16 protein-coding genes and 1 riboswitch are annotated in these 17929 nt (G+C 76.1%); of the genes, 3 read left to right on the forward strand and 13 right to left on the reverse strand.

Going from position 1 to position 17929, the window contains the following annotated elements:
• Positions 1 to 681 (reverse strand): response regulator transcription factor, encoded by a 681-nt coding sequence (locus ACI780_RS19560; protein ID WP_456871531.1) that lies wholly within the window; start codon positions 679 to 681, stop codon positions 1 to 3.
• Positions 678 to 1817: a sensor histidine kinase gene (locus ACI780_RS19565; protein ID WP_457005078.1), complete on the reverse strand. Its 1140-nt coding sequence runs from the start codon at positions 1815 to 1817 to the stop codon at positions 678 to 680. Before ACI780_RS19565 ends, ACI780_RS19560 begins: the two co-directional genes overlap by 4 nt.
• 193 nt (positions 1818 to 2010) lie before the next feature.
• On the opposite strand from ACI780_RS19565, the gene ACI780_RS19570 reads away from it, so the two are divergent.
• Positions 2011 to 2880, forward strand: coding sequence for an ABC transporter ATP-binding protein (locus ACI780_RS19570; RefSeq protein WP_457005080.1), 870 nt, complete (start codon positions 2011 to 2013; stop codon positions 2878 to 2880).
• A gap of 32 nt (positions 2881 to 2912) precedes the next feature.
• Positions 2913 to 3680 (forward strand): hypothetical protein, encoded by a 768-nt coding sequence (locus ACI780_RS19575; RefSeq protein WP_457005082.1) that lies wholly within the window; start codon positions 2913 to 2915, stop codon positions 3678 to 3680.
• A 109-nt stretch (positions 3681 to 3789) separates the two neighbouring features.
• Here the strand turns inward: ACI780_RS19575 and ACI780_RS19580 are convergent, their stop codons facing one another.
• The 3 genes from ACI780_RS19580 to ACI780_RS19590 form a co-directional block, all read right to left on the reverse strand.
• The gene (locus tag ACI780_RS19580) at positions 3790 to 5232 is read right to left on the reverse strand and encodes a DUF222 domain-containing protein (protein WP_457005084.1); all 1443 of its coding nucleotides are present in this window, start codon (positions 5230 to 5232) and stop codon (positions 3790 to 3792) included.
• Between the two features lie 122 nt (positions 5233 to 5354).
• Complete coding sequence (locus tag ACI780_RS19585) at positions 5355 to 6521, reverse strand: acyl-CoA dehydrogenase family protein (RefSeq protein ID WP_457005086.1); 1167 nt, start codon at positions 6519 to 6521, stop codon at positions 5355 to 5357.
• On the reverse strand, positions 6518 to 7378 hold the full coding sequence (locus tag ACI780_RS19590; protein ID WP_457005088.1) for a hypothetical protein: 861 nt from the start codon (positions 7376 to 7378) through the stop codon (positions 6518 to 6520). The genes ACI780_RS19585 and ACI780_RS19590 overlap by 4 nt, the downstream gene beginning before the upstream one ends.
• A 72-nt stretch (positions 7379 to 7450) precedes the next feature.
• Between ACI780_RS19590 and ACI780_RS19595 the strand changes: the two genes are divergently transcribed.
• Positions 7451 to 8527, forward strand: coding sequence for an alkene reductase (locus tag ACI780_RS19595; protein ID WP_457005090.1), 1077 nt, complete (start codon positions 7451 to 7453; stop codon positions 8525 to 8527).
• A 67-nt stretch (positions 8528 to 8594) separates the two neighbouring features.
• Here ACI780_RS19595 and ACI780_RS19600 read toward each other — a convergent pair whose 3' ends face one another.
• From ACI780_RS19600 to ACI780_RS19635, 8 genes are all read right to left on the reverse strand, one after another.
• Positions 8595 to 9224: an aggregation-promoting factor C-terminal-like domain-containing protein gene (locus ACI780_RS19600; RefSeq protein ID WP_457005092.1), complete on the reverse strand. Its 630-nt coding sequence runs from the start codon at positions 9222 to 9224 to the stop codon at positions 8595 to 8597.
• 242 nt (positions 9225 to 9466) lie between these two features.
• Positions 9467 to 9618, reverse strand: a riboswitch (cyclic di-AMP (ydaO/yuaA leader).
• 235 nt (positions 9619 to 9853) lie between these two features.
• Positions 9854 to 10579 carry a TcmI family type II polyketide cyclase gene (locus ACI780_RS19605; RefSeq protein WP_456871522.1) on the reverse strand — a complete coding sequence of 242 codons (726 nt, stop codon included), beginning with the start codon at positions 10577 to 10579 and terminating at the stop codon, positions 9854 to 9856.
• Between the two features lie 432 nt (positions 10580 to 11011).
• Positions 11012 to 13489, reverse strand: a complete 2478-nt coding sequence (locus ACI780_RS19610) for an FAD-dependent monooxygenase (protein WP_457005095.1) — start codon at positions 13487 to 13489, stop codon at positions 11012 to 11014.
• Positions 13486 to 14724 (reverse strand): beta-ketoacyl synthase N-terminal-like domain-containing protein, encoded by a 1239-nt coding sequence (locus tag ACI780_RS19615; RefSeq protein WP_456871520.1) that lies wholly within the window; start codon positions 14722 to 14724, stop codon positions 13486 to 13488. Before ACI780_RS19615 ends, ACI780_RS19610 begins: the two co-directional genes overlap by 4 nt.
• A complete protein-coding gene (locus tag ACI780_RS19620) occupies positions 14721 to 16016 on the reverse strand; it encodes a beta-ketoacyl-[acyl-carrier-protein] synthase family protein (protein WP_456871519.1) in 1296 nt (431 codons plus the stop codon). The genes ACI780_RS19615 and ACI780_RS19620 overlap by 4 nt, the downstream gene beginning before the upstream one ends.
• Positions 16013 to 16438 carry a cupin domain-containing protein gene (locus ACI780_RS19625; protein WP_456871518.1) on the reverse strand — a complete coding sequence of 142 codons (426 nt, stop codon included), beginning with the start codon at positions 16436 to 16438 and terminating at the stop codon, positions 16013 to 16015. Before ACI780_RS19625 ends, ACI780_RS19620 begins: the two co-directional genes overlap by 4 nt.
• A 40-nt stretch (positions 16439 to 16478) precedes the next feature.
• Complete coding sequence (locus ACI780_RS19630) at positions 16479 to 17435, reverse strand: ACP S-malonyltransferase (protein WP_456871517.1); 957 nt, start codon at positions 17433 to 17435, stop codon at positions 16479 to 16481.
• Between the two features lies 1 nt (position 17436).
• Positions 17437 to 17928 carry an SRPBCC family protein gene (locus ACI780_RS19635; RefSeq protein WP_456871516.1) on the reverse strand — a complete coding sequence of 164 codons (492 nt, stop codon included), beginning with the start codon at positions 17926 to 17928 and terminating at the stop codon, positions 17437 to 17439.
• Between the last annotated feature and the right edge of the window lies 1 nt (position 17929).

The raw sequence follows: 17929 nt of genomic DNA on the forward strand, positions 1-17929 counted from the left end.
TCAGCCCTCGAGCAGGCCGGCCTCGTGGGCGAGGATCGCGGCCTGCGTGCGGTTGGCCAGGTCGAGCTTGGTGAGCAGCCGCGAGACGTAGGTCTTCACCGTCGCCTCGCTGACGAACAGCCGCCGGGCGAGGTCGGCGTTGGACTCCCCGCTGCCGAGGAGGGTCAGCACCTCGCGCTCGCGGTCGGACAGGGCGGCCACCCGCCGCAGCGCCTCGGCCCGCCGGGGTGCGGCCCGCCGGTCGACGTAGGAGGCGATGAGGGTGGCGGTGACGGCGGGGGAGAGGGTCGCCGTCCCGTCGGCCACCGCGCGGACGGCGGCGGCGATCTCCCGCGGCGGGGTGTCCTTGAGCAGGAAGCCGGCCGCGCCGGCGGCCAGCGCCGCGTAGACGTACTCGTCCACGTGGAAGGTGGTCAGGACCGCCACCTGCGGCGGGTCGGGCAGCGCGAGGATCGCCCGGGTGGCGGCGAGCCCGTCCATCCCCGGCATGCGGATGTCGGTGAGGACGACGTCGGGGCGCAGCTCCCGGGCGGCGGCCACGGCCGCGGCACCGTCGCCGGCCTCGCCGACGACATCGACGTCCCCAGCCGCCTCGAGCACGGTGCGCAGGCCGAAGCGGACCAGCTCCTCGTCGTCGACCAGCAGCACCCGGATCCGCCGGGCGTCGGGCTGCCCGCTCACGCCGGGATCACCGCCTCGACGCCGAAGCCGCCGTCGAGGCGCGGCTCGGCCCGCAGCCGGCCGCCGAGCGTGCGCACCCGCTCGGCGAGGCCGACCAGCCCGAAGCCGCCGCCGGGCACCGCCTGCGCGGCGCGGGCCGGTGGCCCGTTGCGCACCCGGACGCGCAGCTCGGCCGGCGCCCGCTCGACGCCCACCTCGACCGGGGCGCCCGGGGCGTGCCGGCCCGCGTTGGTCAGCGCCTCCTGCACGATGCGGTAGGCCGCCCGCCCGACCGCGGGGTCGACCGGCGCGCTCCCCTCCGCGGGCCCGGTCCAGGCCACCGTCATCCCGGCGGCGCGGGCCGCCTCGACCAGCCGGGGCAGGTCGGCCAGCCCCGGCTGCGGACCCAGCGGCGCGGACTCGTCGACCTCCTCCGCGCGCAGCACGCCGACCATCTGCCGCAGCTCCTCCAGTGCCTGCCGCCCGGCCGCCTGCACCTGGCCGGCCAGCTGCTCCACCCGCCCGGGGTCCTGCGCGGCCACCTCGATCGCCCCGGCCTGCAGCACCATGAGGCTCACCCGGTGCCCGACGGCGTCGTGCATCTCGCGGGCGATCCGCGTGCGCTCGGTGAGCACCGCCTCGCGGGCCAGCAGTTCGCGCTCGGCCTCGGCCCGCTCCGCCCGGCCGGTGAGCGCCGCGACGAGCTCGGCCCGCGTCCGGGCCCAGGCGCCCAGCGCACCGGGCAGCAGCACGGTGAGCACCGCGCCGCCGGCCGCGCCGACCCACTCGCTCGCCGTGCCGAGCGTCCACGGCTGGGCGACGGCGACGACGCCCGCGACCGCCGCCGCGGTGCGCAGCGGCCAGCGGCCCTCGTAGCGGCCGACCGCGTAGGCGGTGAACAGGGTCGCCACGGTGACCGCGGGGGTCAGCGCCGCCAGGACCGCGCCGACCGCGAAGGGGACCAGCGGGGCCGACCGGCGCAGCAGCGCCAGCGTGCCGACGAGCAGCACGGTGCCGGGGACGACGAGGGCCAGCGGGCCGTTGCCCGGTGCCGCGGCGGACAGCCCGACGGCGACGGTGCCGAGCAGCGCGAGAGCCACCTCGAACCCGATGCTGCGGGGTCCGAGGCCCGGCCACAGCCGTGCGCGCAGCCCCATGGCGCGGAGCGTAGGACGCCGTGCCGCCCCGGCGGGTCGTCCGTCGGTCGCTGCCGGGGTCACCGTTCGGACGACACGGCGCGCGACTCCCGGCGCTGCGGGTCGAGCCCCGCGGCCGACGCGGCGCACCCCCGCTCCCGGCCAGTCTCGTCGTCGTGACCGGACGGGCCGGTCGGCGACCGAGGAGGTCCCCATGATCGAGGTCAGCGGGCTGACCAAGCAGTACGGCTCCCGGACCGTCGTCGACGACGTGTCCTTCGTCCTCGAGCCGGGCACGGTGACCGGCTTCCTCGGACCCAACGGGGCCGGCAAGAGCACGACGATGCGGATGATGACCGGCCTGGTGCTGGCGACCTCGGGCACCGCGCTGGTCGACGGCCGGCGCTACGCCGAGCTGCCCAACCCCGGCGCCGTCGTCGGGACGCTGCTCGACGCCTCGGCCGTGCACCCCGGCCGGACGGGGCGGGTCCACCTCCAGCTGCTCGCCGCCGCGATCGGGGTGCCCGGGGCGCGGGTCGACGAGGTGCTGGGGACCGTCGGGCTGTCCGGGGCCGCGCGGCGGCGGATCGGCGGCTACTCGCTGGGCATGCGCCAGCGGCTGGGCATCGCCGGGGCGCTGCTGGCCGACCCGCCGGTGCTGGTCTTCGACGAGCCGGCCAACGGCCTGGACCCCGAGGGCATCCGGTGGATGCGGGACCTGCTGCGCGGGCACGCCGCCCGCGGCGGGACGGTGCTGCTGTCGTCCCACCTGCTCGGCGAGGTCGAGCACACCGTCGACCGGCTGCTGGTCATCGGCGCCGGCCGCATCGTGGCCGACGGCCCGGTGGCCGAGCTGCTCGGCGACGAGGGCACCGCCGTCAGCGCCGCCGACCCGGCCGCGCTGACCCGCGCGCTGGAGGCCGCCGGCTTTCCCGTGCAGCACGGTGCCGACGGCCGGCTGACCGTGCCCGGCGCCGAGCCGGGTGCCGTGGGCGCGGTCGCCGCCGCGGCCGGGCTGGCGCTCAGCGACCTGCGCCCGGCCAGCCGTGGCATCGAGGACGTCTTCTTCCAGCTCACCGCCTGACCGCCCCACTACTCCCTCCCGAGGAGACCGTCGTGACCACCTCCCTGACCACCCCCGCCGCTGTCCCCACCCGCCAGGCCGTGCGGTCCCGGGGCCCGTCGGCCGCCACCCTCGTCGGCATCGAGGTCCGCAAGTCCCTGTCCACCCGCTCGGGGAAGACGCTGGCTCTGGTGTCGGCGTTCCTCGCCCCCGGCGCCGCCGCTGTCATGGCGATGACCAGCGACGACGACCTCGGCTCGGCCGCCGGGCCGATCGGCGCCCTCGGCCTGGTCACCGTGCTCGTGCTGCTGGCCGTGGGGGTGCTGTCGACCGCCGGCGAGTGGACCCACCGGACCGTGCAGACGACGTTCCTCGTGGTCCCCCAGCGCGGGCGCGTGCTGGCCGCCAAGGCGGTCGCCGTGGCCCTCCTCGGTGGGGTCCTGGCCGCCGTCGCGGCCGCGGCGACGGCCGGCGTGCTGGCGGTGGCCCCCGTCGGGGACCTGGCCTGGGACGGCGTCCCGCAGGCCCTCGGGGTCGTGGCCGCGGCCGGTGCGGCCTTCGCGGTGATCGGTGCCGGCGTCGGTGCCGCCGTCGCGAACTCGCCCGCGGCGCTGACCGGCCTCTACCTGACCGTCCTGGGCGTCATGCCGGTCCTGCGGCTGGCCCAGCCGGGCATCGCCGAGAAGCTCGACCCGGCCGACGCCGTCCTCGGCCTCGCGCTCGGGCACGGCGGCACCACGCAGGTGCTGGTGCTGACCGGGTGGGTCGTCGTCAGCCTGGTCGCCGGTGCGGTCGTCACCTCCCGGCGGGCGGTCGCCTGACCGTCCGCCTCGCCCGGACCCTCCCGACCCACCGCGGCCGGGAGGGTCCGGTGGCGTTCCCGCGGGAACGTCCCGGGCTCGGGCCCCGCCGGGCCCGGCTCCGCCGGGCTCAGGCCGCGGCGGTCGGCTCGCCGGCGCTCTCGGCGCGGACCCGGCGCTCCAGGTCGCGGTTGCCGAGCAGGACGCTCACGACGTAGCCGAGGTCCATCCGTTCTCCGCCGACGCCGAGGGTGTCGGGCAGGTCGGGCGTCCCGTCGGGGAGGGGCAGCCGGGCGACCGGCGTCGCACGGCCCGGCGCCCCGGCCGGTGTCCTCCCGGCCCCCGGCTCCCCGAGGCCGGCCGCGAACGCGGCGTCGGCCGGGCCCCACACCCGCCGGCCGTCGGGGGTGACGGCGACGAGCTCGCCCGCGCGCCGCGTCATGACCAGGTCGAGGTCGTGCGCCAGGCCGTGGTCGGCGTCGCAGAGCAGCACCAGGTTGTCCAGGTCGGTGGCGCCGCCGAACACCCAGTGCCGCAGGTGGTGGGCGTGCAGCCGCTCGACGCGCGTCTCCGGGCACCCGGGCCGCGCGCACCCGCCGTCCCGGCGCCACAGGGCCCGTCGTTGCGACCGGGTGGCCAGCCGTCGGGCCCGACCCACGGCGAGTGGCTCACGGCCGCGCGACAGCATGGTCACGACCGTGGCCTCGCACAGCATCCGCCGCACCTGGCTGCCGTGCAGTGGTGGGCCGCCCTCCAGATGGGCCCGGCCGGCGGCGGCGTCGTCGGCGACCACCGCCGCGTCGACGTGCACCACGACCTCGCGGCGGGGCGGGTCCCCGGCCCGGCGGTCGGCCTCGGGAGCCGCGGCGGCCAGCCGGGCGACCGCGGCGCACCGCCGCGCTGCCGTCCGCTCGCGGGCGAGGGCCACCTCGTCGACCCCGCCGGCCGGGCCGTCGCCCTCGCGCCCGGGGTCGCCCTCGCGCCCGGGATCGCCCTTCCGCCGGGCGGCGGCCCGCTCGCGGCGGGCGTCGCGCTCGGCGAGGGAGTCGACGCCGGCGAGGAAGGCCGCACCCTCCTCGGCGTCCAGGCACAGGCGCACGTGCAGCATCCCGTCGTCGTCCCACCAGTGCTCGAACCGCCGCTTCTCGCGCACCGTCCCGGCATCTGGAGCGTCCGACCGGCGCCAGGCCCGGACCACCCGTTCCACCTGGGCGGCGGTGGCCTCGTGCGCGAGGTCGAGCAGCGCGGTCTCGGTGTCGGCCTCGGCGACGCGGGTCAGTGCCCGCACCTTGGAGTAGGAGAGCCGGCCGGCCGCGAACGACTGCCGGATGTGCGGCAGGCCGGTCAGGGCCCGGGCGACGCGGACGTGCTCGCGGGCCGCGCCGGGGGACAGGCCGCACTGCCAGGCCAGCCAGTGGGCGCACGACCGCAGACCGGCGCCGCCCCAGCCCTCGCGGCGGTCGAACTCCGCGATGAGCGCGAGCCACTCCGCCGTCGCGGCGGCCAGCCGGACGGCGGTGCCGGTGATGCGCTGGGCGAGCTCGTCGAGCGACAGCTCGGGGTCCTGGTCCATCGGCGTCCTCCTCGAACACGTGTTCGACACGGTAGAGGAAGACGCCGACAGAACCGCTGGTCAGCGAGCCGGGACGTTCCCGCGGGAACGCGCCGGCCCACGCCCGGCTCATCCGCGCCGGTTCAGTCGAGGCCGCCGCGGGCCACCAGCTGGCGGGCGATGACGTCGCGCTGGATCTCGTTGGTGCCCTCGCCCACGATCATCAGCGGGGCGTCGCGGAAGTAGCGCTCCACGTCGAACTCGGTGGAGTAGCCGTGGCCGCCGTGCACCCGGATGGCGTCCAGCGCGATGCGCATCGCCGTCTCCGAGGCGAACAGCTTCGCCATGCCGGCCTCCAGGTCGCACCGCTGCCCGCTCTCGTACCGCTCGGCGGCGTGCAGCACGAGCTGGCGGGCGGCGGTCAGCGAGGTGGCCATGTCGGCGAGCAGGTTGCCCACCGACTGGTGCTGCCAGATCGGCCGGCCGAAGCTCTCCCGCTGCTGGGCGTAGCGCAGCGCGTCGTCGAAGGCGGCCTGGGCGACGCCCACCGCACGCGCCGCCACCTGGATGCGGCCGGTCTCCAGGCCGGTCATCATCTGCGCGAACCCGCGGCCCTCCACCCCGCCCAGGACGGCGTCGCCCGGCGCCCGGTACCCGTCGAAGACGAGCTCGCAGCTCTCCACGCCCTTGTAGCCGAGCTTGGGCAGGTCCCGCGAGACGGTCAGCCCGGGCCCGTGCTCGACCAGCAGCACCGACACCCCGCGGTGCCGCGGCTGCGCCGCCGGGTCGGTCTTGCACAGCAGCGCGATCAGCTGCGACCGCCGCGAGTTGGTGATCCACGTCTTCGCGCCGTCGACGACCCAACCGTTCCCGCCCCCGTCGCCGTCCCGCCGGGCCACGGTGGTCATCGCCTGCAGGTCCGACCCGCCGCCGGGCTCGGTCAGCGCCATCGTCGCCCGCACCTCACCGGTCGCCATGCGCGGCAGCCAGCGGTCCTGCTGTTCGCGGGTGCCGAAGGCGACCAGCAGCTTGGCGACGACGGTGTGCCCGCCCATCGCCCCCGCCAGCGACATCCACCCCCGGGCGAGCTCGGCGGTGACCAGCGCGTAGCAGGGCATCGACACCGGCGCCTCGCCCCACGGCTCCGGAATCGCCAGGCCGAAGACGCCGAGCTGCTTCATCCGGTCGATCAGCGCCTCGGGGTAGGTGTCGGCGTGCTCGAGCTCGCGCACCACCGGCCGCACCTCGCGGTCGACGAACGTCCGCACGGTGGCGACGACGTCGCGCTCCTCCGCGCTGAGCGTGATCACGCCGGCGCCCCCAGCGTCGCGGTGCCGGTGGCCGACGCCGGTGCGCCGGTCGCCGCGGCCGACAGCTCGACCCGGTCGCCGTCGAACCGGCCGGTCGCCCGCAGCGGCGTCCCCGCGTACGCCGGGCGGACCAGCCGGTGTGTGAACGACGTGACGGACCGGTCCGGCGCGTGCCGGCGCGGGACCTCGAGCAGCAGCAGCGCCAGCAGCGGCCCGTGCACGACCAGGCCGGGGTGGCCCTCCACCTGCGTCGCGTAGGGCTGGTCGTAGTGGATGCGGTGGGTGTTGTAGGTCAGCGCGCTGAACCGGAAGAGCAGCGCCGCGTCGGGCAGGACCGCTACCCCCGGCCCGTCGGGCAGGCCCGGCGTGCCCGCCCCCGCCGGCGCCGGTGAGGAACCGGCCTCCTGCGACCGGTAGACGACGTCCTGCTCCTCGGTGACCAGCAGCGCGCCGTCCTCGCGGTACTCGCTGCGCACGGTGACCAGCAGCATCTCCCCGCTCCGGCCGGCCTTGATCTCGCAGCGGGCCAGCAACGACGTCCGCTCGACCACCGACCCGACCCGCAGCGGCGCGGTGACCTGCAGCCGCCCGCCGGCGATCATCCGGCGCCGGTGCGCCAGCGGCGGGAGGAAGTGCCCGGAGCGCGGGTGGCCGTCCTCGCCGAGGTCGGCGGTGGCCGGGCGGTCGAGGAAGGTGAACAGGTGCCAGCCCGGCGGCAGCGGGTCGCCGTCGCGCAGCGGGGGAGCGGGCTGGTCCAGCAGCGCGGCGAAGGCGGCCGCGGGCCCGGGCGCGACCACCTCGGTGCCGGTCAGTGGGCCCGGCGCCCAGCCCTCGACGGCGTCGGTCAGGGAGGTCACCGGGTCATCGTGCCGCCTGTGACGCCGCCCGCACCCCGGAATGGCGCGGGCGGTGCGGGTGTCGGAACCGGTGTGGACCTGTTCTCACCCGTGACCCTCGGCGACCTCGAGCTCGCCAACCGCGTGGCCATGGCGCCGCTGACCCGCATGCGCTCGGGCTCCTCCGGCGTGCCCGGCGACCTCGTCGTCGAGCACTACGCCCAGCGCGCCGGGGTCGGCCTGATCGTCACCGAGGGCACCTACCCCAACCACGAGTCCCAGGCCTTCGTCGGCCAGCCCGGCATCGTCACCGACGAGCAGGTGGCCGGCTGGCGGCGCGTCGCCGAGGCGGTCCACGCCCGCGGCGGCCGGGTCGTCATGCAGGTCATGCACGGCGGCCGGGTGACCCACCCCGACACCAACGGCGGCCGCCGCGTCGTGGCTCCCAGTGCCATCGCCATCGACGGGCTGGCCCGCACCTCCACCGGCAAGCACCCCTACCCGGTGCCGCACGCGCTGACCACCGACGAGGTCCGCGACGTCGTGCGCGACTTCGCCCGCGCCGCCGAGCGCGCCGTCGAGGCCGGCCTGGACGGCGTGGAGGTCCACGGCGCCAACGGCTACCTGCTGCACGAGTTCCTGGCGCCGTCGTCCAACGTCCGCGACGACGAGTACGGCGGCTCGCCGGAGAACCGTGCCCGCCTGGTGGCCGAGGTGGTCACCGCCGTCGCCGACGCGATCGGCGCCGGGCGCGTGGGCCTCCGCGTCTCCCCCGAGCACGGCATCCAGGACGCCCTCGAGCCCGACCGCGCCGACGTGCTCGCCACCTACGGCTCGCTGCTCGACCGGCTGCGCCCGCTGGGCCTGGCCTACCTCTCCGTGCTGCACCGCGATCCCGCCGGCGACCTGGTGCAGGAGCTGCGCCGCCGCTCGGGGATGCCGCTCGTGGCCAACAGCGGCTTCGCCTCGGTCACCACCCGCGAGGAGGCGCTGGCGCTCATCGAGGCCGCGCACGCCGACGTCGTCGCCGTGGGCCGGGCGGTCATCGCCAACCCCGACCTGGTCGAGCGCTGGGCGGGGGAGCACCCGGAGAACGAGATCCGGTCGCACCTGTTCTACGCGTCGGGCGCCGAGGGTTACACCGACTACCCGGCGCTGCGCGCCGGCTGAGGTCCCGCAGCGGGCGGCCCCGGGAGCCCCCTCCGGACGTCCGGAGGGGGCTCCCGGCGTCAGCGGATCAGTACCAGCCGGTCGCCTGGGAGTGCGCCCAGGCCGCGCAGGGGCTGCCGTACCGGTTCTCGATGTAGATCAGCCCGGCGTCGATCTGCCGGTACGGGTCCGACGTCTTCGCGATGCCGGTGCCCGCCCACGTCGAGTCGAGGAACTGGGCGATGCCGTACGCGGTGCTGCTGGGGTTCTGCGCGTTCGAGTTCCACCCGCTCTCCCGCTCCCACAGCTGCTCCAGGCAGCCGAACTGGGTGCTGTCCCCGCCGAGCTGGGCGAGGGCGTAGTCCTTGTACGCCTGCTCGCCCGTGGCGGCCGGGGCCGGCGCGGGCGCCGGAGCAGGAGCGGGAGCCGGAGCCGGGGCCGGGGCCTCAGCGGGGGCCGGGGCCTCAGCGGGAGCCGGGGCGGCGGCCGCCTCGGCAGCCGGCGCGTCGCCGCGGTCCCACCGGTCACCGCGCCAGTCGCCGTTCCAGTCGGAGCTGGCGTCGCGGCCACCCCAGTGCGGCTCGTCGGCCTGGGCGATCGCCTGCCCGCCGAAGGCCAGGGCGAGGGTCATCGCCCCCGTGGCGGTCAGCAGGTGCAGGGCGCGGCGCCGCCGCGTCGCGGTGGCAGCGGTGGGCTCGAGGTGGGTGTGTGCGTGCATCGGGTCGTCCTCCTGGAGGGCACGGTCGAGGGCGCCGTCACCGGACGGCGCTGGCTCGGGATGTGGTGCGGCACGGGGCCTGGGACGGGCAGGGATCGGCAGCCGGGCACGCGGCACCGGCCGGACGGGGAGTCCGGCTGCAGGCGCGTACGACGGCTGGGTGTGCAGGCTGGTGGCAGGCGGGAGCGCGACGGTCCCGGACCTGCGGGCGCGGGGGCGCAGTGCCCCGGCGCGGTTGTGCTCCGTTCTCCCCTGGCCGCCTACCAGGTCAGCTGACGGGTTCGGGCTGGGAGTGCCCTACCCGCTCCCGGGGTCCGGGAGCGGGACTCACCCCGGTGGTGCAGGTGGGTCCCCGGCTCGCACCCACGTGGGCGCGACTCGGCGGCATCCGGCAGGGGTCCCCCGGACGGGGACGAGACGACCGGCCGGACGCCGAAACGCTAAGGACGTGACCCGTTCGTGACAATCCGAGACCCGGACGGCAGCGCGACAGGCCGACGTCCAGTCCCCTCCGCGCAGGGACGGTCACCCCGTGCGACCACCGTCACACCGGACACCCCGTCACCGGACGCGCCGCGACCGCCGGGACGACGTGTCCCGGCGGTCGCAGCGTGTCCGGACCGGCGGCGTCAGTCCCCGGGCTGCCAGTCCGGAGCCGTCCAGCGGTGGAAGACCCGGGCCACGGAGTCGCGGGGGGTCTGCCACGTCTCCGGGCGGTAGGGGCTGACGAAGGGGGCGAGGTCGGCCATCACCTTCGCGAAGGCCGGTCGCAGCGACTCGTGGTCCCGCCGCACGGCCGCGGCCCTGACCGGGTCCTGCTCCAGGAGGTGTACGACGACGTCCTCCATGGAGTACAGCCAGCGGCCGGTGATCCCCGTCCCCGCCGACAGCGGACCGGCGTCGGACTCGGCGTACACCCGGGCGATGTCCTCCTCGCTGCCCGGCCGCATCCGCTGGACCATGACGGTCAGCTGACGCTCTCCGGTGACCCCGCCCTCGGGCACCCACGTGTAGAAGTGCCTCGCCACCGAGTGCGACGGGTTCTCCCAGTAGCTGGGGTAGGGCGTCACGTAGGGGGCGATGGCCTCGGCGATCGCCTGGAACGCCGGCAGGCCGCGGCGCTGCCCGGAGACGGCCGGGTCCTCCTTGCGCTCGAGGACGTGCAGGTACAGGTCGTGGTGGGAGAGCATGACCCGGCCGACGACGCCGAGGTCCTGCGGCCGGGTGATCCCGTCGTAGTGGGCGAACACCGAGCCGACCCGGTCCTCACTGCCCGGGACGAGGCGGCACACGATCACGTTGCGGAACGGACGCCACGTGGCCGAGGCCCAGGTGGCGGGGATGGTCGCGGACATCGCCGGCGGTGCTGCCGTCGACGGCGCGGACGTGGACGGCGCGGACGTGGACGGCGCGGACGTGGACGGCGCTGGGCTGGAGGTCGTCGGGGCGTCGGTCGACGCCAGCTGGGGAGGGGCGTGGTTCATCGTGTGCCTCCGGACACGGCGTGCGGGGTGGAGAGGAGGGGCGGGTCGGAGCACCCCGTCGGAGGCCGAGGTGGCAGGCGACCACCCGACGCGTCGACGGGGACGTGTGGTCGCCCGGGGTGGAGCCCGTGACGGCGGGAGCCGGTCGCAGAACGCGTCCGACCTCGCCCCCGGCGTCCGCTCGCGCGGGCCGGGGACGAGGTCGGTCGGGTGGGACGGTGCTGCTGCCGTGCGCCCGGTGAGGGTCACGGTTCCCCCTGGGTGGTGCGGTGGTGCGGCGGTGCGGTGTTCCTGCCGGCGGGGTCAGACCGCGTAGACCCCCGCCAGGTGTTCGCGCAGCGCGTCCTCCCGGACCGGCCGGGTGCGGAAGCCGACGTGCCCGTCGGGCCGCACCAGGTAGGCCGCGGCACCGCGCCCGCTGATCCCGTACGCCGTGCGGAGACGGTCGCCGGGGTCGGTGAGCACCGGCAGGTCGACCAGCGGCGGGACGACGGCGCCGGGGCCGGCCACCAGGTAGGCGCGCACCTGCCCGCGGGTGTCCGCCTTGAGAGCCGCGGCCGTCTCCTCGAACTCCCGCAGCTCCTCCGCGCCCACCGAGGAGTCGACCGAGATCAGCAGCGTCGCGTGCGTGCCGCGGGTCAGGTCGAACAGCCGCAGGTCGTGCGCCACGCCGAACCGGCGCAGCCCCGTGACGTCCGGCGCCCGGTACCCCGGCTCCGGCCCGCCGTCGAACCCGCGGCGCCCGGCCTCCTCGCCGACCAGCGGGCTGCCCGCGTAGTTCATCGTCATCTGCATCTCGAGGAGGAACTGGGCCTTCTCGTCCTCCATGTCCATCTCGTCGGTGAACGCGATGGCCACGGCCCGGTCGACGATCGCCCGGCCCGCCGGGCGCCGCTCGGCCTCGTAGCTGTCGAGCAGATCGGGGGAGGCCTCCCCGCGGACGGCGAGGGCGAGCTTCCAGGACAGGTTCCACGCGTCCTGGATGCCGGTGTTCATGCCCTGGCCACCCGCCGGCGGGTGCAGGTGCGCGGCGTCGCCGGCGACGAACACCCGGCCCACGCGGTACCGGTCGACGATGCCGTGCTTGATCCGGAAGATCGACGCCCACCGCAGGTTGCTCGCCGTCGTCCCGGCCGGACCGAGGTCGTCGATCGCGGCCTGGATGTCCTCGAGACCCGGCGGGTCGTACTCCTTCCAGAAGCCCGCCGGGACGACGCCGGTGCCGATCGTGTCCTGCAGCCGCTTGGGGGCCAGCGTCGCGACCCGGTAGCGGTTGCGGCCCTTGAGCGGGACGCAGACCAGCATCCCGGTGAAGTCGCCGTCGTCCTCGATGCGGACCCAGCGCACCAGGTGCCCGGGCGGCATCTCCCAGTCGACGTCGACGTCGCCGAGCATGAACAGCTGCGGGAAGATCGACAGCCCGCCGTCGAAGGTCAGGCCCAGGCCCGCGCGCACCGCGCTGGAGGCGCCGTCGGCACCGACCAGGTAGGCCGCCCGCGCCGACTCCTCCTCACCGCCGGGGTGCACCAGCGTGGCGGTGACGCCCTCGTCGTCCTGGGTGAAGCCGGTGAGCTCGACGCCGCGCTCGACCTCGACGCCCAGCGAGCGCAGCCGGTCGCCGAGGATCCGCTCGGTCTCGTACTGCGGGAGGCCGAGGTGGGCGTAGGGCAGCTCCTCCAGGCCCGACCAGTCGACCTGGTGGGTCTGCTCGCCGTTGACGAACACCGTCTGGCCGTAGAGCCAGGCGCCGGCGTCCATCGCCTCGGTGACGATGCCCTGGTCCTCCCAGATCTCCATCGTCCGGCAGTGGATGCCGATGGCCTTGTCCGCCTGGGTGGAGGCCTCTGGCCGCTTGTCCACGATCCGGACGGCGATGCCGCGGCGGGCCAGCTCGATGCCGGCGGTCATGCCGGCCGGGCCGGCCCCGACGACGAGCACCTCGGCCGCGGGCCGGGAGCGCGCCCCCGCGGGGGGCCGGTCCTCGCCGGCCGCGACCGGCGCGGCGGCGGGGGCCTCCTGCACCGGGGCGGGCGTGGGGAGGACGGCCTCCGCCCGCGGCGCGGGGGCGACGGGGGCGGGCGCGGCCGGGGCGGGTGCCGCCGGCGCCGGCGCCGCCCGGACACCCCGGACGCCGGCCTCCTGCGGCCGGTACCGGATCTCGTAGAGCTTGCGCTGGAAGAACACCGACAGCCAGCGGATGAGCGGGCCGCTCTGGTCCTGGTGGGAGGGGTCCTCCACCCAGTTGCGGAAGTCCTGGTCGGACTCCCACTCCGCGAAGATGTGGTACAGGTCGGAGTCGGGCTCCTTGAGCAGCTCCTCCCGGATCAGCCCCTTCGTCCCGCGCAGCCGGTCGGTGACGATCGCGTAGGCGCGCTCGAAGGCCTCCTCCTCACCCGGCGCCACCTTGGTGCTGATGTCGACGCGCACGTGCGAGGCCTGCTCGCCGCCGGTGATGCCGTACAGCACCTCGAAGGTGCTGCGGTCGGCGTCCTCGCGCAGGTCCCGCAGCGCCGCGGTGAGCGTCTCGCGGGCCGCCGACCGGCCGAACCCGTCGACCGCCTCCTTGTCGGCCCAGTCGGCCACGACCAGGAAGGTCCGCGGGTCGGCCGCGTCGCGCATCAGCTCCTGGCGGAGGTTGCCCGGCACCGCGGCGATGTGCGACGCCGCCTCCCGCCAGGCGTCCTCGAAGGCCTGCTCGCAGCCCTCGCGGACCCGCATCCGCAGCAGCGTGCGCACCGCGCCGTCGTGCGCCGTCGCGGGCCGCTCCTCCAGGGTCGTCATGCCGTCGCTCCCTCGGGTCGGCGCAGCACCAGGCTGCTGTTGAAGCCACCGGTGCCGCGGGCGAGGACGACCACGGTGGACAGGTCCTGCACCCGGCTGCTGGTGACGAGGTCGACGCCGGGGGCCTCGACCGGGTCGTCGAGGTGGGCGGTCCCCGGCACGATCCCGTCGCGCATCGCCAGCAGGGCGGTGGCCACGGCCAGCGCCGAGCCGCCGGCCATGAGCCGGCCGGTCCACGACGACGGCGCCGTCACCGGCACCGGCGTCGCGCGGTCCCCGAACACCGCGGCGATGGCGTCGAGCTCGAGCCGGTCGAGCTCGGGCACACCGGCGCCGTCGGCGAGGACGAGGTCGACCTCGTCGGGGGTGACGCCGGCGTCGGCCAGCGACACCCGGATCGCCCGCGCGTACTGGACGGCGTCGGGCGCGGGGTCCTCGTGGTGGTGGGCGTCGTGAGTGGCCGCGTAGCCGGCCACCTCGCCCCACACCCGGCGGACGCCGCGCGCGCGGGCCGCCCCGGGCTCCTCCAGCAGCAGGATCGCCCCGCCCTCGCCGACCACGTGGCCGTTGGCCCGCCGGTCGAAGGGCTTGTAGGCGTCCTCGGGCCGCTGCGCGGTCGACAGCCGCCCGCTGGTGGCCTGGCACAGCATCGCGTACGGGCACAGCCCGGCCTCGGTGCCGCCGACCAGCACCGCCGGGGTGCCGCGCCGGACCACCCGGCGGGCCCAGCCGATGCTGTCCAGCCCGCCGGCACCCTCGGTGACGACGACGCCCGAGGGCCCCTTGAACCCGTCGCGGATGGACACCTGGCCGGTGCTGGCCGCGTAGAACCAGGCGATCGACTGGTAGGCGCCCACCGAGCGGGGCCCCTTGGCCCACAGCCCCTGGATCTCGTGCTGGCTGAACTCGTTGCCGCCCGAGCCCGAGGCCAGGAACACCGACGTCGCGTAGGCGTCCTCCGGCGCGGTGTAGCCGGCGTCCTCGGCGGCGAGCGTCGCCGCCGCCAGGGACATCCAGGTCCACCGGTCGGTCTGCACCATCAGCTGCGGCGACACGTGGTCGGCGGGCACGAAGTCGCGCACCTGCCCGGCGAGGGTGATCCCGTATCGGGCGGCGTCGAAGCCCTCGACCGGCCGGATCGCGGGCTCCCCGCGCACCAGCGAGGCCCAGTGCTCCTCGACACCGACCCCGGTGGGGGCGACGACGCCGATCCCGGTGACGAGCAGGTTGCTCACGACTCCCTCCGGGTGGGCGAGGCCAGCACGATCGCCGACTGGAACCCGCCGAAGCCGCTGCCCACGGAGATGGCGACGTCGACCTTCTGCTCGCGCGCCACCTTCGGCACGTAGTCGAGGTCGCACTCGGGGTCGGGCACCTCGTAGTTGGCCGTGGGCGGCAGCACCCCGCGGCTGACCGCGAGCGCGGTCGCGGCGACCTCGATCGACCCGATGGCGCCCAGTGAGTGGCCGACCATCGACTTGATCGAGCTCATCGCGACCCGGCCGGCCGCCGGGCCCAGGCTGCGCTTGACCGCCGCCGTCTCGTGCCGGTCGTTCTGCTTGGTCCCCGAGCCGTGGGCGTTGACGTAGCCGACCTCGTCGGGGTCGATCCGGCCCTGGCCGAGCGCGACGGTGATCGCCTCGGCCATCTCCAGGCCGTCGGGCTTGAGGCCGGTCATGTGGAAGGCGTTGCACCGGCTGGCGTACCCGGTGACCTCGCAGTAGACCTCGGCACCGCGGGCCCGGGCGTGCTCGAGCTCCTCGAGCACCAGCACGGCCGCGCCCTCGCCCATGACGAACCCGTTGCGCCGGGCGTCGAAGGGCTTGGAGGCGTGCTCCGGGTCGTCGTTGCTGTCGGTGGTGGCCCGGATGGTGTCGAAGCAGGCCATCGAGATCGGCGAGATCGGGGCGTCGCTGGCACCGGCCAGCACGATGTCGGCGTCGCCGTCCTCCACCAGCTGGGCGCCGTAGCCGATCGAGTCGATGCCCGAGGTGCAGCCGGTGGAGACCACCGTGGCCGGGCCGTGCGCGCCGAAGCGGACGGCCAGCTCGGTGGCGCCGCAGCTGGGCACCAGGGCGTGCATCAGGTACCGGGAGGCGTAGCGCGGGTCGACCTCCCACAGTCGGCCGGCGTCGCTGACCGACACGTACTCCTGCTCGAGCCGCATCGTCGCGCCGACGGCGCTGCCGAGGGTGACGCCGACCCGGTCGGGGTCGGGGGCGTCGGTGGCGCCGCCGACCCCGAACCGCAGCCCGCTGTCGGCGACCGCCTCGTCCGCGGCCACCATCGCCATCTGCACGAAGCGGTCGTTGCGGTGGACCTCCTGGGCGGACAGGCCCAGCTTGCGGCCGTCGAAGTCCACCTCCGCGGCGACCTGGGAACGGAACCGCGTCGGGTCGAAGAAGGTGATCCGCCGGGTCGCCGTCCGGCCGGCGGTGATCATGTCCCAGAAGCCCTCGCGGCCCATGGAGCCGGGCGCCACCACCCCGATGCCGGTGACGACGACGCGGCGCGTGCCGGCGGTCACCGCACGCCCGGGGCGGGCTCGGTGTCCACGTGACCCAGGTCGGGCCGCGGCGCCAGCGGGCCGCAGAGGAAGACGAAGGTCGCCGTCGTCGCGGTGTCGTTGACGATGCGGTGGCGCACCCCGATCGGGATGTGCACGGCGGACTCGGCGACCAGCCGCCGCTCCTCGCCGTCGAGGGTGACGAGGACGTCGCCCTCCTGGCAGTAGAGGAACTCCTCGGAGTACGGGTGCCAGTGCTCGGTCACGATCTCGCCGGGCTCGAGGGTCAGGGTGCCCATGAAGCCCGCGGTCGAGCCGACGCTGGCCGGGGAGAGCAGCACCCGGATGTCCCCGCCGCGACGGCGGTTGGGGGCGGTGTCGGCGCGGTGGACGGTCGGGCCGCAGCGCGTCGGGACGGCCGGGGCGTGCTGGATGGTCGTCATCTCTCTCCTCAGGGAGTCGGGCGGTTCGGGTGGGTCCGGGTCAGGCGGGCAGGGAGCCCGCGAGCGCGGGACCCGGGACGTCGATGGGGACGGGGACCCCGGGCCCGGAGGCCAGGGAGACCGGCAGGCCCGGGTGGACCTGGCGGACGAGCGGACCGAGCACCGGCTCGGCGCCGACCTCGACCGCCGAGGTGGCGCCGAGGTCCACCAGCACCCGGGAGGTGGCCTCCCAGAGCACGGTCGCGGTGAGGTGGCGGCGCAGCGCCGCGGCCAGCCGGTCGGGGTCACGGGTCGGCTCGCCGTCGGCGTTGGGGACCACCGGCACGTCGGGCACCGACCAGTCCAGGTCGCTCAGCGCGGTGGCCAGGTGGGTGGCCACCTTCTGCACCAGCGGACCGCCGCAGGGCGCCCGGCCGGGCAGCCGGACCAGCTCCAGCCCGGCCGCGCGGACCAGCTCGCCGGCGTGGGCCAGCTCGGCGCGGTTGCCGGCCAGCACCGCCCGCTCGGGGCCGTCGACGGCGGCCAGGCACAGCGGCCCGTCCACCCCGGCGACCGCGATCGCGGAGCGGGCGACGGCCTCGGCGTCGTGCCCGAGGACCGCGGCCAGGCCCGCGCAGGAGGGCCGCGGGGCCAGGCCCAGCAGCTCCGCGCGCCAGTGCACCAGCTCGACGACCTGGTCGAGCCGGAGCGCACCGGCGGCAACGAGGGCGGCGTACTCGCCGACGCCGTGGCCGGCGACCACCACCGGCCGCAGCCCGGAGGCGGCCAGCGAGCGGAAGCCGGCGACTCCGGTCACGACCACCTCGAGGTGGGTCGCGACGGGATCGGGTGCGGTCGCGGGGTCCCGCCACCAGGCGGCGACGTCGCGGCCGACGACGGCGTCGACCTCGGTCACGGTGGCTGCCGCCACCGGGTCGGCCAGCCACGGGTCGACCATCCCGGGCCGGGAGCCCTCCTCGCCGGGGAGGAGGACCGCGGGACCCCGCGCGCCGCTCACCTCACCGCTCCTGCTCCGGTGCCGCGGCCTCCACCTTGTCCTTGATGATCGACATCTGCACCTTGCTGTTCGCGTCGATCCGCCGGGTCATGCCCTCGGTGTCGATGGGGGCCTCCGGCCGCATCCGGAAGTCCTGCACCCAGCGCATCCGGGTGCCGCTGCCCTCCGGCGTGTAGCTCCAGTGGATGTCCATGAACTCGAACGGCCCGGGCTCCACGCGGCGGGCGCGGACCTCGCGCGCGGCCGGGTCGAGGGTGCGCTCGGACACCCAGCTCCAGGTCCGGCCGGACTCGTCGGGGTGCATGGTGAGCCGGAAGCGGAACCAGGTGTCGGTGGACTCGAGGATCTCCACCGAGCGGTACTCGGTGAACAGGTCCGGCCAGGACGCCAGGTCGTTGGTCATCGTCCAGACGTGGTCGATGTCGGCGTCGATGAGGATCGAGTTGTCGGTGTGGCCGACGGTCGCGGTCTGGGGGCTGTCGGTGCTCGTCACG

The organism is Geodermatophilus sp. SYSU D00814 (assembly GCF_054050055.1).